The following is an 18667-nucleotide window of genomic DNA, read 5'->3' as shown; positions in this document are numbered from 1 at the left end:
CGAACGTCAGGCCGGATCGGACGCCTTCACCAGGCTGACCCCGATCGGTGCGGCCTTCGGTGCGCCGCCCTGTTGCGCGCCCCGATCCCGTACCGGGGCTTCCGCGAGCAGTTTCTCGAACATCGGCAGGAGGGCTTCCACGGAGTGCCTGCTCACCGCGCCGTCGTCCGGCCCCTCCGGGAGCCGGTCCAACGGGACGGCCGGACTGTGCTGGGCCTCCTCGATCCACTCGCTCAGCGCTTCTAGATCCGGCTCCCGGTCGGGGGCCAGCACGTCGTAGACGAGCGTGCTGGCTGCGGCGTTGACAGCCGATGCGAGGGCATTCACCCGGTCACCGGGACGCGGGACACCCGCGGCCAGCTGCCGCTCGATGACGCCCAACATCGCCTGTGCGGTGGGTCGATGGTCGATGACGTCGAGCCTCAGTACCGTCTGCAGCACGTCCTGGACTCGGCAGGCCGACTCGACCGGTCGGTAGTCGGCACCGTTCCGGAACAGCTCCGCCGCCCACCAGAGTCGGGAGAAGGCCTGCGTGTAGTGCGCTCCACAGAACCGGGCCGCACCGGCGATGCCGTCGGCTCGATCGGTCGGCGCGCCCTTGTGTCGCCACACGACGTAGTCGGGAGCAACGATCATGGCGAGGAAGTTCCACAGCCTGCCGTCGGCTGCCTCGGCCCGCGTCAGCCGCAGGGTTGCGTGCAGGCGAGGGGCCAGCCAGCCGTCAGCCGCGGTCCGCTTGTCGGGAAAACGTCGCATCGCGTGGTCGAGGAGGTCTCGTACCGGAGCGACCCGCCGGCGCGCGGCATCGTCCATGGACTCGGCAGCCCTGAGCAAGGCCACCTGAGGGAGTCGTTCCCGCCCTTCCTGCGCCGCGCGGCTTAGGTGCTTGGCGACCGCGGCGTCGGGCAACAGGCCGAGCACGTCCGGGTGTACGTGGCCGTGCGTGCGGTTCATCGGGGTGTCGTCCTCTCCGCACGGTCGAGCGACCGCAACGCACTGGTCAGGTTCCGCGAGGTCCGGCTGCGCCGCGACGCCGCGAACTGCACTCCCGTCTGGATCTCCGCCCAACCGTAGCCCTGGGTTCGGCGTCGGGTTATCTCGTGGAGGGCTTCGGCGAGCCCGCGGCCCGGCACGACGTCCGGGAGCATCATGCGCAGCACCGCCTCACGCCAACCCGTCGGCATGTGCGGTGTGCCGTCCTCGTCCTCGTCCAGGTCGCTGACGGCCGTATGGAACATCGCGGTCCACGCATCCTGAGCGATCTGTCCGGCCGTCAAGTCGCGGACGATCTTCTCTGCGGGACTGCCGGCGCCCGACAACAACTCTGTGAGGCCTTCGACCGCACCGGTGTTGAGGTAGACCGTGGGGATGTCGCCGACCGTCTCGACGATCCAGGCGGAGTCGCGGTAGGGCCGCAGCCATGCGTGCGGTCCCTCCCTGAAGTCGACTTCGACGATCTCGATCTCGCGCTGCCGGACCGGTGCCGAGGCCTTCAGATCGATGTACCAGTCCTGTACCGCGGAGCCGATGACGCGCCCGGCGACACCTTCCACCGTGGCCACCACCAACAGGGTCAGTGTGGCGCGGCTGCGATGACGCATCCGCGCCAGTTCGACCGTGCCGCGGGCTGTGCCGTCCTCGGCCAGGTGCAACCGGCCGACGGTACGGGCGTTCGTGGCCTTTTCCGACAGGACGGCAAGACACACCACATCCGTCCAGGCCCCGCTGCCCAGCTCCTCCCGCGGCAGAGTCGCCTCCAGCCGTAGCGTGGCACACTCCCAGGCCTGTCGCCCGCTCTGGTGCAAGGCGACGGTCCGGTCCGGCGGCGAGATCATGGTGTACGGCAGTTCCGACTGGTCGACGGACACCGAATGCACTTTCAGATCGATGTCGCCGAAGAGCGTCGGGTAGGGAAAGGACGACTTCACAGCGCACTCCCTCGGGACTTCTGTACATCCACCACGAGCCGGGCATACGCGCCCTGTACGGGGTGGGTGGCCGGGTCGGTGATCCCATGGAAGACCGCCGTCCGCGCACCGGCATCGATCATCAGATCCCCTTGGTCGACACGGCAACTCTCGACAGCCGTGAGTTCGCTCCACCCCACCACCGGACGACCGCCGGAGCGCACGTCGAACTTCGCCACGGGTTTCAGCAGCCAGGGATCCTGCGCGTCCGGAAGCCGCAGCGTGACGGTCGCGTGCCAGGCCCCGTCGGCCGTGACACGGGCGTCGACGCGCCGCACCGAGGGGAAGCCCTGCGCCTTCTTCCCGGAGGTGGGCGGCGCGTCGAGCTTGAGCAGTTCGCGCAGCGCCGCCGGACCGCCGGAGCGACCCGGCTCACGCCGTCCCACGAGCGCACGGACTGCCTCGTCCACGTCGGCACGGAACTCCTTGAGGCGGGTGAGGGCACCACGCTCGTAGAGGGAGGTGAGTTCCTCGGTCCGATCCCATCGGTCGTGTTCCGGGGGCTCTGAAGCGCGCAGAAACGCCTCCGCGAGCGCCACGTCCTCGCCGTCACGCTCGGTCGCATAGCCCGCGAGCAGCACAGCCTGGAAGGGGAGCGCCCCCAGCGGCAGTTCGCGCGGCCGGTGATGGGTGATGGCCATGCGGTTGCCACGCATGAACACGACGCGGCTGTGCGTCGCGTCGCCGTCGGCGGCCGGGGTGAGGAGCAGTACCGCAGGGTGTTCCCGACCCTTGTCACGCGGTCGCCCCGTCCCCTTCAGCGGGGTGACGACCAGCGGCACGTCCACACGCGCCACCTGGCCCCCCGAAGTGAGCTCGGTGACGGTTCCACCGTCCAGGTACGCCTGGAGGGATCGGCTCAGGGCCTGATGACGGGCATGCGGGTCGACCCGCTCCTCCGGGATGACCACTTCGCCATTGCGGAATGTCGTCACACACGCGTCGAGGAGGGCGCCGGCGTCGCGCCCGCCGATCATCGCCGCCCAGAAGTCGTTCGCCAGCGAACCGACCAGTTTGTCGTGCAGGTCCTGCAGGGTTTCGGTGTCACCCGATGCGTCGTGCGCACCGACGACGAGGAATGAAGTGCCGGGATCGGTGCCCTCCCGTTCCAGATGCAGGCCGCGCACCGTCGCTTCGTCCGCCCACCAGGAGCGAGACACCCCTTTGTGTTCAGGCTCGGTCTCGGGTTCACCGAACCACGCCGGCCCGGCATACGACTGGCCGTCCACCTGTCGCCAGGGGAGGTCGAGGCGGCCGATGACCCGCCGCTCCGTACGACCCTCGTGGGGGGCCGAGAGGGTGGAATTGATCAACACCAGGCCGAAGCGGCTGGTCGCCCACAAGGTCGCCTTGCCCAGACCGTACGAGCCGCCGGCCCTCCCACCGTTCTGCTTGTGGCTGTCGAGTTGCCGTCGCACCACGGCGGCGAATCGACCGTCGTGGTATTCGGGACCCGTGAGTCCCGCGGCGTTGTAGTCGTCCACGCGAAGCAGCAACAAGGTGCGAGCGGCTTCCAGTTCATCCAGAGCCGCCCGCAGGCTCCTCGACACCTTCTGCTCGGCCGCGGCCGCCTGCTCGTAGTGACCACGCAGCTCCGCCCAGCGAAGCGTGTCCAGGAAGGAGTCCAGGTGGTCGCCGCTCAACTCGTGCAGCGTGTACCGCACCCGGACGGGCTTGCTCGTGTCATGTCTCTCGTCGAGCGAGTTCTGTGTCGCCTCACGGGCCAGCACGGACATGTCGGCGTCGAAGGCGAAGGCGGCGGCGTTTCCGTACTCACGCCCGCCATCGCTGTGCGCCGGCCGGTGATGCCACTGCAGCGGGAGGTTGGCTGATATGTCGGTGACCCTTTCCAACACCGCTGCCGGATCTGTGCCGAAGACCTCCGCGAGAGCCCGCTTGGTCTCCTCCCGCGGCTCCGAACGGCCCGTGATCCACGCGGACACCGCGGCCCGCGTCAGGCCGAGGCGGTCCGCCAGTTCGGTCTGCGACATGTCCAGACGCCCGAGTTGACGTCCGAGCCACGGACCGAACTCCTCGACCCGCTGCTCCATGCGCCATCCTCCCGGTCGTGATCGTCCACGTGCTCCGAAACCGAGCCTAGCAGCGACCGTTTGACGGAAGGCCTGTTGTCAAATATCGGTGGGGGCCGGACGCGGCCGAGCGCTTTCGGATGCACGACGTCTCTGCACGAGGTCACACACCCGCACCGCGGCCTCGGATGCGCTCTCGTGCTCCCATACGCGCACCGAGAGCCAGCCCTCGGCGGCGAGACGGGCGTCCGTGTCACGGTCGCGGGCGCGGTTGCCCTCGATCTTGGCGCGCCAGAAGTCGGCGTTGCTCTTCGGCCATGTCGCGTGCTCCGGGCATCCATGCCAGAAACAGCCGTCCACGAACACCGCGACCCGAGCCGGACCGAACACGATGTCGGCCTCCCGCCGGACGCCCTTCACGGGCCTGCGGTGAATGCGATAGCGCAGGCCATAGGCATGGAGCAGCTTGCGAATCGCCAGCTCGGCATCCGTGTCACGGCTTCGTTGGCGGCTCATCCGTAGTCGCACGCCCGGTGTCGTCTGCAGCGGTTCCACTCCTCCATTCTCGCCCCTGCCGCATCGGGCCGAACACACAGCGCACGGGCCGCTACAGCGGAAGTTCCAGTTGGGCGTGGCCTCGGGCGTGGGCGGTTGGGGGGTGGGGGCGGGTGGAGGCGAGGGTGAGGAGGGTGCGGAGGGCGTCGACTACTTCTGCCGGGGTGGTGCGGACCATCGAGGGGGTGGCGCTGGCCACCAGGACGCCGTGGGCCTCCAGGCGGAGGCGGCGGTGGAGGGTGGCGTGCCAGGAGTCGCGGGTGTAGTGGTACTCCGCCGAGTCGATCTCCAGGGCGACGCCCTCGTCGGGCCAGTAGGCGTCCGGGGAGGCGAGGAAGGAGCCGTCCGGGGTGTAGAGGCGGGCGTTCCAGAGCGGGGGCGGGAGGTCGGTGCGGGCGAGGGCGTCGCGGGCGTGGCCCTCGGCGATCGAGCGGACCCCGGCGACCAGTTCGGCGGCCGCGGCGCGCGTGGCGGGGCGGTTCAGGACGCGGGCCGCACGGAGTTCGGCGCGGAGGTCCTGGGGGTGGCACCAGCCTGCCTGGACGACGTTGGCGAGGACCGAGCGGACCAGGTAGGGGTCCTGCGCACGGGCGGCGAAGTCGGCCGCGGCGCGGACCGGGCGGGTGCTCGGAATGCCGCAGACGGTGAGCGTGGCCGGCCAGCGGCTGGTGGCGACGGGCCGGACCCCGCGGACGGCGGACACCCGGCGCGGGGCGGGGACCAGGACGTGGTGCGGGTCCGGCGGGGCGTCGCGGACGCCGAGCAGGGCGAGGGCCGCACCGCCGGTGAGGGCCGCGGTCGTACCGGCCAGCGGGTCGGCATCGGGGTCGGCCGCGTACAGGACGGCGGACAGGGCCCGTTGGCGGGCGTCCGGCGGGCCGGTCTGGAGGAGGTAGACGCGGGGCAGCAGCCGCTGCCAGGGGCCACCGGGCCGAGCCCTGCCGACGCGGGTACCGGGCGTGACGCCGGCACGGGTGAGCTGCCGGGCCGTGGCCAGGTTCAGCTGGCGGTGGGCGATCCGGTTGACGCGGTCGGTGCAGTTGGTGCGGTCGAGGGGTTCTTTCCGGCCGAGGGGTCCGGGGTGACCGAGGTGACCGGAGTGTGCGTTGTCTTTGATCATGCCCTCGGTATGCCCCGACGAGGCCCACCGGATCCGGGCCGCGGCGACTCAGAGCACTGGGCTTGGGCCACCGGACGCAGGCGCCCGGAATCCAGACACTGGCCATCACGCAACCCGGACCACCCCCGGCCGCCCCGGCCGCCCCGGACCACCCCGGACCACCCCGGCCGCCCCGAATCATGTGACCACTCGACCACGCGGTCACGCGGTCACGCGGCCACGCGGCCACCCGCCTCAGACCGCCGGACATCAGACCGCGGGATGCCCCGGGGCCAGGAAGACCACGATGCCGTTCTCCGTGCCGGGGAGCGGGGCGAGTTCGTGCCAGCCCAGGCGGCGGTACGTCGCGACGGTGTCGGTGGCCTTGCGGGCGGTCAGGAGCCAGGCGCGGGAGTCGGGGGCGTCGGCGGCCAGTTCGGCGAGCAGCGCGCGGCCGGTGCCGTGCCCGCGGGCGTACGGACGTACGGCGAGCTCGTCTATCTCCAGGGCTCCGACCAGGTATTCGGTGACGCGCGCGCGGCCGAGCTGGGCAGTGACGTGCCCGTACGCGCGGTTGGTGGGGAAGGCCGTGCCGGTGATCCAGGCGGTGGCGAAGCCGTCGATGCCGGTGGCGGACTGGGTGAAGGCGGCACGGAAGCCGGGGCGACGGGTGTCGCTCTGGAGCCGGGAGGCGAACTGACGAATGGTTTCTTCGTCCTCGTTCCACGGCGGCGCGGAGAAGACCTCCGCATAGGCATCGGCCAGCTCGTCCGAGAGGTCGAGAACGGCCTTTCCGTAACAGATCACGTGGGGGGCTCCTGGGGCGAGACGGGTGTTTGGGGCGGATGCGGCGGGGTCGGGCGATTTCTCTCCGGGAGAGCGAATCTACGCCGGGGAGGTTCCTCCAGGGGCTCGTCCGCAGAAGCGGAGGGTGTGCGACAAATCCGACACGCGGGGCCGTGTCGTGGCGCGACCCGGGCGCGTTGAAGGGGTGTTCATGGCCGGTCGGACCTGGAGGCCTCGTGTACAGACTGCTGCTCGGCGCGGGCGGCTGCGCGCTTGCGTTCTTCCTCGTCCTGGGGGTCGTGGCCATGCTGCCGCGGCCGGTCCAGGACGCGGTTCCGGACACCGTGATCGGCGGGGCCGTACTCGTCCTGGGCCTGGCGGGCGCCGCCGGGCTGGCGCGGCGGCCGCGTTAGCCTCGACAGGTAGGACGGATGTACGAACGTACCGCGGAAGGAATGAACATGGCACAGGTGCCGTCGGCGGCCGTGGCCGCTGCTGGACTGGTCGGTGGATATGCCGTCGCGCGCTGGACGCGGAAGCGGCCGCTCGGCGGGGTCGTGCTCGGAGCGGCCGGCGCGGTCGCCGCCCGCGCCTGGCACCAGCGGGCCGGCGCCCCCGCCGCGGCCGCGCTCGGCGGCCTCTACCTGGCGGGCTTCGCCGGAGCTCACCCGCTCGCCAAGAAGATCGGCGCCTGGCCCGCGGTCTTCGGCGCGGCAGGCGTGGTGGCCGCCGCCTCCTGGGCCGTAGCCGACCGCGCCTGACCCCGCCCCCGCCGGGGGGAGGCGCGACGGCCTCCCCCCGCACCAGCCGGGCCGGGCGGCCGGGCCCCCGACAGCCGGGCCGGACGGCGGCCCGGCCTGAGCCGGACGACCCAGGCCGACCAGAAGGAACCAGAACGCCCCAGAACGACCAAGGCCGACCCAGGACGGGCCACGCCAACTACGCCGGGACCACTCCAACCGGGCCGCTCCCCCACCAACCCAGGGGACGACGAAACGGACGGCAGCCGGTTCAGGCCCCCAGTGCCCGCGACACGCTGTAGATCAGCAGGCCCGCCAGGGCGCCGACCACCGTGCCGTTGATCCTGATGAACTGCAGATCCCGCCCGATGTGCGCCTCGATCTTGCGGGACGTGTGCTCGGCGTCCCAGCCGGCCACCGTGTCCGTGATCAGCGAGGTGATCTCGGCGCGGTACCGGGTCACGACATGGACCACCGCGCCCTCGATCCACCCCTCCACCTTCGCCTGCAGCCGCCCGTCCGTGGCCAGTCGGGCGCCCAGCGACATCAGCGACGACCGGACCCGCAGCCGCAGTTCACTGCGCTCGTCCTCCGCCGCCGAAATGATCATCGTGCGGATCGCGGACCACGCCGAGGCGATGACGTCCTGCACCTCGCCGCGCGCCAGGATCTCCGACTTCAGCCGCTCGACGCGCGCCCGGGTCTCCGTATCGGACTGGAGGTCCGCGGCGAAGTCCGCCAGGAAGCGGTCGACGGCGCCGCGCGCCGGATGCTCCGGCATGTCCCGCATCTCGGTGATGAAGCGCAGCAGCTCCTTGTAGACCCGCTCGCCCACCTTCTTGTCCACGAACCGCGGCGTCCATCCGGGCGCCCCGCCCTGCACCGCGTCCATGACCGAATCCCCGTGCGTGACCAGCCAGTCGTGGGCCTTGGCGCACACCAGGTCCACGACCCGCCTGTGGCCGCCGTCCGCGACGATCCTCTCCAGGGTCTTGCCGACGCCGGGGGCGATCTCCGCGGTCTCCGCCCGGCGGGTGATCGCCTCTCCCACCACCGCCTGCACATCGGAGTCGCGGAGCACCGTCAGCGCGCCGCGCAGCGCCGTCGCCAACTCCGCGGTGACCCGGTCGGCGTGCTCGGGTTCGGCCAGCCAGGCCCCCAGCCGACCGCCGATCCCCAACGCCCGCAGCCGGGTGCTCACCACGTCCGACGAGAGGAAGTTCTCCCCGACGAACTCGCCCAGCGAGACGCCGAGCTGGTCCTTCTTGGTCGGGATGATCGCGGTGTGCGGGATGGGCAGGCCGAGCGGCCGCCGGAACAGCGCCGTCACCGCGAACCAGTCGGCGAGCGCACCGACCATGCCCGCCTCGGCGGCCGCGGCCACATAACCGGCCCAGCCGCCCGCACCCGTGTGCTGCGCCCACTTGGCAAGGACGTAGACCAGGGCGACCAGCCCGAGCAGGCCGGTCGCCGTCGTCTTCATCCGGCGCACTCCGCGACGCTTCTCCTCGTCCGCGGCGGAGTACGCGAAGACGCCGATCCGGCCTTCCCGCGCTTCTGTACTGTCCTGTGTACGTCCCACCTGTCCTGCCCTTCCCCCCTGTCACGTACCGTTCGTGCCACTGTCGCCTACTTGACCGACTCCCGGGACGCGCCACGAGTTCCCGGCGTCCCCCATTCCGGCGAACCACCACCGGAGGAGGAACTCCGCACATGACCGCCCCCCGCACCGGCCGAAACCCAGACCGGCGCCGCCGCCACCGGCTGTGCACAGCCCTCGTGACGGCAGCGGCGGTGCTCGTCACCGGCGGGTGCTCCGCGAGCGCCGACTCGGGCCCGGGATCCGGTCCGGACGGCGCCAAGGTCCGGGAATCGACGAGCGGCGGCGTCCTGGACGACGGCGGACCGATCACCCCGCACTGGGTCGGCACGTGGTCGTCCGCCCCGGTCGACGCCGAACCCGACACGTACCTGCGCGGCCACGCGGGCCGTACGTTCCGCAACGTCGTGCACACGAGCATCGGCGGCAGCCGGGTACGGATCACCCTCTCCAACCTGTTCGGCAAGCACCCGCTGCACATCGGGCGGGCCACCGTCGGGCCGGCCGCCGGCACGGACGGCACGGTCTCCGGCGCCGCCACCGGCCCGGGCTTCCGGATGGCCGCCGCGCAGCCCGGCTCGCTGGTCCCGCTCACCTTCGGCGGCGCCGCCGAGGTGACGATCCCGCCGGGCGACGAGGTCACCAGCGACGCCGCCCGCCTGTCCGTCCCCGCGGACGCGGACATGCTGGTCAGCACGTACTCCCCGGACTCGGCGGAGCCCAGCGGCCCCGTCACCCTGCACCCGGGCGCGCGCCAGACCTCGTACGCGGCGGACGGCGACAGCACGGAGGACGAGACCGGCGACGGCTTCACCGAGCAGACGCGGTCCTGGCGGCAACTGGTCGCCATGGACGTCTTCACGGACGAGGCCCGCGGGTCCGTCGTCGCGTTCGGCGCCTCGATCACCGACGGCCTGGCCTCCACCACCGACGCGAACCGCCGCTGGACGGACTTCCTCGCGGAACGGCTCCGCGAGGGCCGCACCCCGCGCCTGGGCGTCCTCAACGCGGGCATCGCCGGCAACCGGCTGCTGCGCGACGGCACCGGGCCGCGGGCCCTCGACCGCTTCGACCGCGACGTCCTGTCCCGCACCGGGGTGCGCGTCGTCGTCGTCCAGCTCGGCACGAACGACATCCTCAAGTCCCCCCGCGAGACGGACCCCGACCGCATCGCCGAAGCCCTCCGCGAACTCCGCAAGCGGGCGCACGCGCGGGGCGTCCGCATGGTCGGTACGACGCTGCCGCCGTTCCGCGGACACAAGGCGTACGCGGCATCCCGCGAATCCGTACGCCGCAGCGTGAACGCCCGCATCCGCGAGGGCGGCGTCTTCGACGAGGTCGTGGACTTCGACCGGGTCCTGCGCGACCCCGACTCCCCCAGCCGCCTCAAGCCGGAATTCGACTCCGGCGACCACCTCCACCCCAACGACGACGGCTACGCGGCGATGGGCCGCACCTTCGACGTAGCGGTCCTCGGCTAACCGGTCCGCTGCGCTTGGCGGGCGGGTCCACGTGTCACGCCCGTGCCGGGCGGGGCGCACATGCCCGGCTCCCCGCCGGTGGGGTCCCCCGCGCGGGTCCGCCCCGCCCGGCGGGTCCGCGTCCCGGCTGTGCCCGGGCCGGGCTGGGCGTTCGTGTCCGGCCGGCCGCCGGTGGGGGTCCCCCGCGCGGGTCCGCCACGCCCGGCGGGTCCGCGTCCCGGCTGTGCCCGTGCCGGGCGGGGCTTTCGTGCACCGGCCGGCCGCCGGTGGGGTGCCCCCGCGCTCCGCGCGGGGGTGTTCTCCCACCCGCTCCGCCCGTACAGCGGCATCGAGATGCTGGGGCTTCCAGTGGGGGGCTGGGCGCCGTCGGCGGCTGCCCCTACCCCGTACGCCGTACGCCAGCCTCGGCCTCGGCCGGGGGATTCGGGGCCGCTGCGCGGCTGGGACGCGATTCGTTTCCGGGGTCCCCCGCCCTCCTCCCCACGAGCGAGCACCTTCCCACAAAACCCCAGTTCAGAGACCTGAGCCTCGGACGAGCCGGCTGCCGCCAAGCCGAGCGGTCGGCCCGCGATCCGATGCGTGCTTATGTCCGGCCGCAGACGGGCCGGCTGCCGCCGGGACGGGAGAAGCGCGTAGCGATCTGGGGCGGGGGTGTTCGCCCGGAGGGCGGGCCCAGCCGACACCCCGCGCGCCTATCCACAAGGGAGCCGAAGAGTGGGCCGTCCCCCATGCCGCTTCCCCCTCCGGTGGGTGGTCGCAAGTCCGTGGACTTCCGGGGCGGGTCGTGGAGTCAAGGGTGGCCCGAAGGGCCATCGCGCAGCGACGCGACCGCAGGGAGCGCCCTTGACGCCACGACCCGCCCCGGACGGACACTCGACTGGCGAGCAGCCACCGGACCCCCGAAACCCCGCACCACCCCGACCCCCGACCCCCGACCCGCCAACCGAATCGGCCCGCACAGCCCTGACCGCTCCCCCAGCCCACACCCCCGCCCCACCCACAACCGGCACAACCCCAGGGGAGGCGGGCAAACACCGCTCAAGCCCCACGAGCGAGGGGGGAAAGTGGCGCACCTCGCGGATACTCACACTCGACCCCGCCACAAGACCGAACCGGGCAAGAACGACGGCCTCCCAAGCCCCCACCCCACCTCAGCCGGGACCGCATAACCGCAAGGGGAGGCGGACGGACACCGCTCAACCCCACGAGCGAGGGCGACGGGTCCCTACCCCCCACCAATCCCCTTCACCCCTTTCACTCCTTTCACCCCTTTCGCCCCCTTGTACTTGATCTCCACGCCGCCCCAGAACGCGAGGCCCGTCACGATGACGCGGGGGGCCGAGGGGTCGGTGGGGGTGTATTGGGGGGAGGTTCGGGTGTCGAAGGCGCCCATGATGCCGATGCCCTGGACCTGGACCTCCAGGCCCGGCGGGACGATGATCTCGATGCCGCCCATGACGGCCACGCAGTTGATGACGACCTCGTGGCTTTCGAACCGGGCCTCGCGCAGGTCGAGTTTGCCGCCGCCCCACACGGCCACCGCGTTCATCCGGCGGGGCACCGTCCACCCGCCCGTGCGCTCGAAGGCTCCCATCACGGCCACCGCGGTGGCCGCCCCGGCCTCGCCCCCGATCCGGGCCGGCCAGTTGACCGCCCGCCCGTCGGCATCCACGCCACCCTGGCCCCGGCCCTTCCGAAGCGACACCGACGGCGCGTGCATCCCCGCAGGCATCCCCGCAGGCATCCCCGCATGCATCCCCGGATACGGCCCCGGATACGGCCCCGCGTGCGGCCCGCCCTCCGCCGGCAGGTCCCGCGTCAGCGGCGCGAGCTCCGCGTACGTACGGGAGGCGAAGGCCGCCTCCATCCGCTCCTCGAACTCGTCCATGTCGAGCCGCCCTTCGGCGACGGCTTCGCGCAAGCGCTCCACCACCCGCTCCCGGTCGGCATCCGACGCCCTCAGCTCGGGCAGCTCGTCGCTCATGGCGTCAGACTATGCAGCAACCACCGGGAGTTGTAGGCCTGCCGATGCACCCGGCCCCTCAGCCCACCCCACCCCCGCCTGCCTCCACATGCCCCCACCCACCCCGCTCCACGCTCTGCTCCACACCCCGCTCCACGCTCTGCTCCACGCTCTGCTCCACACCCCGCTCCCCGCCAGGCTCCCCGCCCCCTCCCGCGTACATCCGCGCGATCACGTCCTCGATGTCCGGCTCCCGTACGGACAGGTCGACCAGCGGGTACCGCGCGGCGACCGCCGCCACCAGCGGGGCCGCCGATTCCGACGCCGGGAAGGCGAGCCACTGCCGCGGGCCCTCCACCTTCACCACCCGCGCGCCCGGCACCTCCACCGCCGGAAGCTCCCGTTCCAGGTCCACCACCAGGGTCCGCTCGCTCTCCCCCACCGAGTGCAGCCCCGCCAGGGCCCCGTCGTACATCAGCCGCCCGTGGTCGATGACCATCACCCGCGCGCAGAGCTGTTCGATGTCCTGGAGGTCGTGGGTCGTCAGCAGGACCGTCGTCCCCTGCTCCGCGTTCATGTCCCGCAGGAACCCCCGCACCTTGGCCTTGCTCACCACATCGAGCCCGATGGTCGGCTCGTCGAGGTACAGCACCTCCGGGTCGTGGAGCAGCGCCGCCGCGATGTCACCGCGCATCCGCTGCCCCAGGGACAGCTGCCGGACCGGCACGTCCAGCAGTTTCTCCAGTTCCAGCAGCTCCACGCACCGGCCGAGGTTCTCCCGGTACCGCGCGTCAGGGATCCGGTACAGCCGCCGCATCAGCCCGTACGAGTCCTTCAGCGGCAGGTCCCACCACAGGGTGGTGCGCTGCCCGAACACGACACCGATCCGCTGCGCGAGCCGGGTCCGGTCGCGCGCCGGGTCGATGCCGGCGACCCGCACCCGGCCGGCGCTGGGGGTCAGGATCCCCGTCAGCATCTTGATCGTGGTCGACTTGCCGGCCCCGTTGGGTCCGATGTAGCCGACCATCTCGCCTCGCGCCACTTCGAAGCTGATCCCGTCGACGGCCCGCACCCGGCGCCGCTCACGCTTGAACCACCCAGTCCGCTTCCGCACGTCGAAGACCTTCTCCACGCCGTCCACCCGAATCAACGCACTGCCTCTCCACGACCCAGCCCACCCGCCAACAGAAGGCCCCCACCGAAGCCCCACCAACAGAAGCCCCCACACCGAAGCCCCACCCACCCCGGCCCACTCCCCTCACCTCCCCCCTCCCCTCCCCCTCCTCTCCGCCCCCCACCCCACCCCGCTAGCTCCCCGTACTCCGGTACGACCGAAGCCCCGCCCGCCACGCCAGCGACGCGGGCGCCAGTGCCGCCAGCGCCACCAGCGGGCTGAGGAAGGCCGTCCACCACGGCAGACCGAACGGCTGCGGCCGCCCCAGCACGTACAGCGCGGGCACCCAGTTGACGAAGGCCAGCGGCACCACGAAGGTCACCCCGCGCACCATCTCCCGCCCGAACACCGTGGGCGGGTACTGGAGCATCGTGCAGCCGCCGTACGTGAAGGAGTTCTGCACTTCCGCCGCGTCTCCGGCGACGAACTGGAAGGCGGCGCCGGCCAGGAGGACGGCCGCGAAGATGGCCGCGCCTGCGACCACCATGACCGGTACGAGCAGCACCCGGCCCGCCGTCCACGACACGTCGGCGGCGGCCACGCCCCAGCCGAGCACCACGAGCCCCTGCATCACCCGCCCGAGCCGTCGCAGCGCGAAGCGGTCGGCCGCGACCTGCGCGAACACGGGTACGGGCCGCACCAGCATGGTGTCGAGCGAGCCGTCGCGGATCCGGGCGCCGACCCGGTCGGTGTTGCCGAGCAGCAGGTCGGTCAGCCCGAGGGAGGCGGCGCAGGCCCCGTACAGCAGGGCGATCTCGGGAAGCGAGAAGCCCCCGAGGACGTCGATGTGGCGGAACATGACGTAGATGCCGATGAAGTCAAGGCCGCTGGTGGCGAGGTTCCCGAAGAAGGCGAGCGCGAAGGACGCCCGGTAGGTCATCGTCGAGCGGATCCACATCCCGACGACGAGCCCGTACCCCCGCACGCCGTGCACCAGTCGCTCACCCACCCTGGACCACCACCTTCCGCGTCGCGGAGGCCTGCATCAGCCGGCCCGCGCCCAGCAGTACGGCCGCCCACCCCAGTTGGAAGGCGAGCGCGGGGCCCGCCGCGCCGGCCCCCGCGTGCTCGCCGAGCAGCACGTCCAGCGGAACCTGGAGCATCGCCGCCCACGGGAGCACCCGTACGACCTCCCCGAACGCCCCCGGGAACACCGTCAGCGGCAGCATCACGCCGGAGCAGAACATCGACACGAGCAGCGCCATCATGTTGACGCCCGAACCGTCGAGCAGCCAGAACGCGGCCAGCCCCACCAGGTAGCGCAGCGCGAACCCGACGACCAGCCCGAGCCAGACCGAGACGAGGAAGAGCAGCCAGCGGCCCGGCCCGGTGGGCAGGGCCAGGTCGAAGAAGAGCGCGCCGACGATGGTCGGCGGCACTCCGCGGCCCAGCAGTTGGAACGCGGCCCGCCCCAGATCGGCCGCGAGCCACCACATCTGGAGGTCGGCGGGCCGGTAGAGGTCGACCGCGATGTCCCCGGTCCGGATGCGTTCCTGGAGCTCCTCCTGGAAGCCCCCGCCGATGAGCGCGCCCGCGGCGAGCAGCGACTGGCTGATCCATACGAAGGTCAGCGCCTGCGCCTGGTCGTAGCCACCGAGCTGCGGCCGCTCGTCCCACAGCGCGAGGTACGTGTACGCCACGATGAAGCCGAAGACGGTGTTGGTGAACACGCCCGCGGCGGTGGCGGTGCCGTACGTCGCGTAGCGCCGGAAGCCGCCGGCGGCCACGGCGACGTAAAGCCTCACCCGATCCAGCCCCACCCGGTCCAGGCCGCCCCGGTCCAACCCCACCCGATCCGGCCCCACCCGGTCCAGGCCGCCCCGGTCCAACCCCACCCGGTCCAGGCCCACCCGGTCCTGCCCGCCCCGACCCCACCCCACCCGGTCCCGCCTCACCCCGCACCCCTCCCCCCACTCGCATGATCACGAATCGGCGACAAATTCACCGTCGTCCGTTCCCGGGGGCAACCAATTCCCCGGGCCGTCCGTCTGAACCCGTGCCGCCACAAGCCGTCGCCCGTGGATGACCACCACGAGCGGCCGCGAGAAGCAGCGAGAGGCCGCAGTCCGCCTCCGCGAGCCAAAGCGATCGAGCTTAGTGCGGCGCGGGGACCTGCGCGACGGATTAGGGCCGGAGTGGCGCGCTACCGTGTTCCATTGGGTACAGATCAACAAAAATCGCCCGCCTGCAACGAGACAGGACACGGCGATGGCCGGCCGAGGAGTCCCTGGAGACATGAGCGACGAGTCACCGAAGCAGGGCTGGACCCCACGGGATCCGGACCAGCCCGCCGCCTCGGCCACCCCTGCCGGCCCGCAGCCGGCGCCGCAGCCCGAGCCGCCCACCGGCCCGCAGCCAGCCCCCCAGCCCGGCCCCCAGCCGAACCCGCAGCCGGCCCCCCAGCCCGGCCCGCAGACGAAGCAGCAGCAGAAGCAGTTGCAGCGACAGCAGAAGCAGCAGAAGAAGGCCATGAAGAAGCAGAAGCGCAAGCGGACCGGCTGGCGCCGCATCCTTCCCACCTGGCGGATGCTCCTCGGCACCTTCCTGCTGCTCGCCCTGCTGCTCGGCGGCGCGCTCGTGGCCGGCTACATGCTGGTCAAGATCCCGGCGGCCAACGAGGCCGCGACCGCGCAGAGCAACGTCTACCTCTACGCGGACGGCTCCCCGCTCGCCCGCGACGGCGAGGTCAACCGCGTGAGCGTGCCGCTCGCCCAGGTCCCGCTGAACATCCAGCAGGCCGTGCTGGCCGCCGAGGACCGGGACTTCCACAAGGAACCGGCCGTCGACCCCAAGGCGATGGTCCGCGCCGCCTGGAACACCCTCACCGGCAAGGGCAAGCAGTCCGGTTCGACGATCACCCAGCAGTACGTGAAGAACTACTACCTGGGCCAGGAGCAGACCGTCGAGCGCAAGGTGAAGGAGTTCTTCATCGCGATCAAGCTGGGCCGCGAGAAGTCCAAGCAGCACATCCTCGAGGGCTACCTCAACACCAGCTACTTCGGTCGCAACGCGTACGGCATCCAGGCGGCCGCGCAGGCCTACTACGGCAAGGACGTCAGCAAGCTGACCACCGCCGAGGGCGCGTACCTGGCCACCCTGCTCAACTCCCCCAGCACCTACGACGTCGTCGCCCACCCGCAGTCCCGGGACCGCGCACTGGGCCGCTGGAACTACGTGCTCAACGGCATGGTCACCAAGAAGTGGCTGGACCCCGCCGAGCGCGCCGCGACCAAGTTCCCCGAGCCGGGCAAGGTGCGCACGCCCGCCGGGATGTCCGGCCAGCGCGGCTACCTGGTCGAGGCGGTCAAGGACTACCTGACCGGCAACAAGATCATCGACGAGAAGACCCTCGCGGCCGGCGGCTACAAGATCACCACCACCATCGACAAGAAGCGCCAGAAGGACTTCGTCGAGGCCGTGCGCGAAGAGGTGACGAGCGAGCTCGACCCGAAGCAGAACAAGAAGGACCGCGTGGTCCGGGTCGGCGGCGCCTCCATCGACCCCAAGACCGGCAAGGTCGTCGCCCTCTACGGCGGCATCGACTACACCAAGCAGTACGTCAACAACGCCACCCGCCGCGACTACCAGGTCGGCTCCACCTTCAAGCCGCTCGTCTTCGCCGCGGCCGTGCAGAACACCTCGCACACCCAGGACGGCCGGGTCATCGCGCCGAACACGATCTACAGCGGCGAGAACGAGCGCGCCGTGACGGGCTGGGACGGCGAGCACTACGCCCCCGAGAACGAGGACCAGGTCAACTACGGCAACATCACCGTCCGCAAGGCCACCGAGCTGTCGGTGAACTCCGTGTACGCGCAGATGGCCGTGGACGTCGGCGCCGACAAGATCAAGGAGACGGCGTACGCCCTGGGCATCCCCAAGGACACCCCGAACATCGGCGACGGCCCGGCCATGGCCCTCGGCACCGCCACGGCCAGCGTGCTCGACATGACCCAGGCGTACGCGACCCTGGCCGCCCACGGCGAGTACACGGCCTACACGCTGGTCGCCAAGATCTCCAAGAACGGCTCCCAGGTGCAGCTGCCGCAGCAGGAGTCGCGCCGCGCGATCAGCCGCGAGGCGGCCGACACCACCACCTCGATGCTGGTCAGCACGGTCGAGAGCGGCACCGCCCGGGCCGCCCTGGCCTCCGACCACCCGGCGGCCGGCAAGACCGGCACCGGCGAGAAGGACAAGTCGGCGCTGTTCGCCGCGTACACCCCCGACCTCGCCACCGTGGTCTCGATCATGGGCCAGGACCCGGACACCGGCAGCCACGAGGAGCTGTACGGGGCGCTCGGCGAGGGCCGGATCAACGGCGGCGGCTACCCGGGCCGGGTCTGGGCCGCGTACACGAAGTCCGCGCTCGAGGGCAGCGACCCGGTCGAGTTCGACCTGGAGACCATGCCCGGCACCTACCAGCCGCCGCCGGTCGAGACGCCCAGCATCCCGCCGTCGGACACGGACGGCGGCACCACCGACGGCGGCCGGACCCAGGGCAACGACAACGGCGGGAAGACCAACGGCGGCAACACGAACGGCGGGAACACCAACGGGGGCAACACCAACGGTGGGAACACGAACGGCGGCGGCAACACCACCGGCGGCACGAACACCGGCGGCAACACCAACGGCGGCACGAACACCGGCGGGAACACGACCGGTGGCACCGACACCGGCGGCAACACCACCGGCGGGAACACCACGGGTGGGGGCGACACCACCGGCGGGAACACCACCGGAGGCGGCACGACCACCGGAGGCACGGACGGCGGCGGAACCACCGGAGGCGCCGACGGGGGCACGGACGGCGGCACCACCGGCGGCCCGGACCCGGCCGGGTGACCCGGTAGCCGTCACGGGATGACATGACGCAAGAGCCCCTGGGGCCGGTCACGGACCGGCCCCAGGGGCTCTTGCGTACAGACGGCCGACCCGGCGGACCGGGTCAGTGACCGGAGGTGGCCTTCAGGCCGACCACGGCCACCAGCAGCAGACAGATGAAGAAGATCCGCGCGGCGGTCACCGGCTCACCGAGCACCACCATGCCGAGCACCGCGGCGCCCGCGGCACCGATGCCGACCCACACGCCGTACGCGGTACCAATGGGCAGCGTCTTGGCGGCGTAGGAGAGCAGCACCATGCTGGCGACGATGCCCGCGCCGGTGAAGACACTGGGCCAGAGCCGGGAGAAGCCTTCGGTGTACTTCATGCCGATCGACCAGCCGACTTCGATCAGACCAGCGACGATGAGCAGGACCCAGGCCATGAC

Annotated in this window: 16 protein-coding genes; 4 read left to right on the top strand and 12 right to left on the bottom strand. The window is 71.8% G+C overall.

Features of this window, described 5'->3' with window-relative positions; translation table 11 throughout:
- Window positions 1-6 precede the first annotated feature (6 nt).
- The 6 genes from OG764_RS22835 to OG764_RS22810 form a co-directional block, all read right to left on the bottom strand.
- Window positions 7-954: a DUF6339 family protein gene (locus OG764_RS22835; protein ID WP_328970280.1), complete on the bottom strand. Its 948-nt coding sequence runs from the start codon at window positions 952-954 to the stop codon at window positions 7-9.
- The gene (locus tag OG764_RS22830; protein ID WP_328970279.1) at window positions 951-1928 is read right to left on the bottom strand and encodes a hypothetical protein; all 978 of its coding nucleotides are present in this window, start codon (window positions 1926-1928) and stop codon (window positions 951-953) included. Before OG764_RS22830 ends, OG764_RS22835 begins: the two co-directional genes overlap by 4 nt.
- Window positions 1925-4018, bottom strand: a complete 2094-nt coding sequence (locus OG764_RS22825) for a helix-turn-helix domain-containing protein (RefSeq protein ID WP_328970278.1) — start codon at window positions 4016-4018, stop codon at window positions 1925-1927. The genes OG764_RS22830 and OG764_RS22825 overlap by 4 nt, the downstream gene beginning before the upstream one ends.
- A 78-nt stretch (window positions 4019-4096) precedes the next feature.
- The gene (locus OG764_RS22820; protein WP_328970277.1) at window positions 4097-4552 is read right to left on the bottom strand and encodes a very short patch repair endonuclease; all 456 of its coding nucleotides are present in this window, start codon (window positions 4550-4552) and stop codon (window positions 4097-4099) included.
- 52 nt (window positions 4553-4604) lie between these two features.
- A complete protein-coding gene (locus OG764_RS22815) occupies window positions 4605-5672 on the bottom strand; it encodes a hypothetical protein (protein ID WP_328970276.1) in 1068 nt (355 codons plus the stop codon).
- 249 nt (window positions 5673-5921) lie between these two features.
- Window positions 5922-6458, bottom strand: coding sequence for a GNAT family N-acetyltransferase (locus OG764_RS22810; RefSeq protein ID WP_328970275.1), 537 nt, complete (start codon window positions 6456-6458; stop codon window positions 5922-5924).
- A gap of 215 nt (window positions 6459-6673) precedes the next feature.
- On the opposite strand from OG764_RS22810, the gene OG764_RS22805 reads away from it, so the two are divergent.
- Together OG764_RS22805 and OG764_RS22800 are read left to right on the top strand one after the other, a co-directional pair.
- The gene (locus OG764_RS22805; protein ID WP_328970274.1) at window positions 6674-6850 is read left to right on the top strand and encodes a hypothetical protein; all 177 of its coding nucleotides are present in this window, start codon (window positions 6674-6676) and stop codon (window positions 6848-6850) included.
- A gap of 48 nt (window positions 6851-6898) precedes the next feature.
- Window positions 6899-7198 carry a hypothetical protein gene (locus OG764_RS22800; RefSeq protein ID WP_328970273.1) on the top strand — a complete coding sequence of 100 codons (300 nt, stop codon included), beginning with the start codon at window positions 6899-6901 and terminating at the stop codon, window positions 7196-7198.
- Window positions 7199-7448: 250 nt separating this feature from the next.
- Here the strand turns inward: OG764_RS22800 and OG764_RS22795 are convergent, their stop codons facing one another.
- The gene (locus OG764_RS22795) at window positions 7449-8759 is read right to left on the bottom strand and encodes a DUF445 domain-containing protein (RefSeq protein ID WP_328970272.1); all 1311 of its coding nucleotides are present in this window, start codon (window positions 8757-8759) and stop codon (window positions 7449-7451) included.
- A 131-nt stretch (window positions 8760-8890) separates the two neighbouring features.
- Here OG764_RS22795 and OG764_RS22790 point away from each other — a divergent pair, with 131 nt between their 5' ends.
- Entirely contained in the window at window positions 8891-10258 is a 1368-nt protein-coding gene (locus OG764_RS22790) for an SGNH/GDSL hydrolase family protein (RefSeq protein ID WP_328970271.1), read from the top strand.
- Between the two features lie 1225 nt (window positions 10259-11483).
- On the opposite strand, the gene OG764_RS22785 is transcribed toward OG764_RS22790, so the two are convergent.
- The 4 genes from OG764_RS22785 to OG764_RS22770 all read right to left on the bottom strand — a co-directional run bounded on the left by OG764_RS22785 (window position 11484) and on the right by OG764_RS22770 (window position 15140).
- A complete protein-coding gene (locus OG764_RS22785; RefSeq protein WP_328970270.1) occupies window positions 11484-12242 on the bottom strand; it encodes a DUF1707 SHOCT-like domain-containing protein in 759 nt (252 codons plus the stop codon).
- Between the two features lie 58 nt (window positions 12243-12300).
- Window positions 12301-13371 carry an ABC transporter ATP-binding protein gene (locus OG764_RS22780; RefSeq protein ID WP_443056014.1) on the bottom strand — a complete coding sequence of 357 codons (1071 nt, stop codon included), beginning with the start codon at window positions 13369-13371 and terminating at the stop codon, window positions 12301-12303.
- 157 nt (window positions 13372-13528) lie between these two features.
- On the bottom strand, window positions 13529-14293 hold the full coding sequence (locus OG764_RS22775; RefSeq protein ID WP_328973126.1) for an ABC transporter permease: 765 nt from the start codon (window positions 14291-14293) through the stop codon (window positions 13529-13531).
- 43 nt (window positions 14294-14336) lie between these two features.
- Window positions 14337-15140, bottom strand: a complete 804-nt coding sequence (locus tag OG764_RS22770) for an ABC transporter permease (protein ID WP_328970268.1) — start codon at window positions 15138-15140, stop codon at window positions 14337-14339.
- Between the two features lie 781 nt (window positions 15141-15921).
- Between OG764_RS22770 and OG764_RS22765 the strand changes: the two genes are divergently transcribed.
- Complete coding sequence (locus OG764_RS22765; protein ID WP_328973125.1) at window positions 15922-18240, top strand: transglycosylase domain-containing protein; 2319 nt, start codon at window positions 15922-15924, stop codon at window positions 18238-18240.
- Window positions 18241-18343: 103 nt separating this feature from the next.
- Here OG764_RS22765 and OG764_RS22760 read toward each other — a convergent pair whose 3' ends face one another.
- Window positions 18344-18664 carry a DMT family transporter gene (locus OG764_RS22760; RefSeq protein WP_328970267.1) on the bottom strand — a complete coding sequence of 107 codons (321 nt, stop codon included), beginning with the start codon at window positions 18662-18664 and terminating at the stop codon, window positions 18344-18346.
- Window positions 18665-18667: the final 3 nt, after the last annotated feature.

This window comes from Streptomyces sp. NBC_00239, assembly GCF_036194065.1.
GTDB lineage: Bacteria > Actinomycetota > Actinomycetes > Streptomycetales > Streptomycetaceae > Streptomyces.
This window is presented reverse-complemented; position numbering and strand designations above follow the sequence as displayed.

Bases quoted from the DNA above. Each gene is read 5' to 3' on its own strand.
- OG764_RS22825 (WP_328970278.1), bottom strand. From the start codon at position 4,018: ATGGAGCAGCGGGTCGAGGAGTTCGGTCCGTGGCTCGGACGTCAACTC.
- OG764_RS22815 (WP_328970276.1), bottom strand. From the start codon at position 5,672: ATGATCAAAGACAACGCACACTCCGGTCACCTCGGTCACCCCGGACCC.
- OG764_RS22775 (WP_328973126.1), bottom strand. From the start codon at position 14,293: ATGTGGATCCGCTCGACGATGACCTACCGGGCGTCCTTCGCGCTCGCC.
- OG764_RS22765 (WP_328973125.1), top strand. From the start codon at position 15,922: ATGCTCCTCGGCACCTTCCTGCTGCTCGCCCTGCTGCTCGGCGGCGCG.
- OG764_RS22800 (WP_328970273.1), top strand. From the start codon at position 6,899: ATGGCACAGGTGCCGTCGGCGGCCGTGGCCGCTGCTGGACTGGTCGGT.
- OG764_RS22785 (WP_328970270.1), bottom strand. From the start codon at position 12,242: ATGAGCGACGAGCTGCCCGAGCTGAGGGCGTCGGATGCCGACCGGGAG.
- OG764_RS22835 (WP_328970280.1), bottom strand. From the start codon at position 954: ATGAACCGCACGCACGGCCACGTACACCCGGACGTGCTCGGCCTGTTG.
- OG764_RS22760 (WP_328970267.1), bottom strand. From the start codon at position 18,664: ATGGCCTGGGTCCTGCTCATCGTCGCTGGTCTGATCGAAGTCGGCTGG.
- OG764_RS22790 (WP_328970271.1), top strand. From the start codon at position 8,891: ATGACCGCCCCCCGCACCGGCCGAAACCCAGACCGGCGCCGCCGCCAC.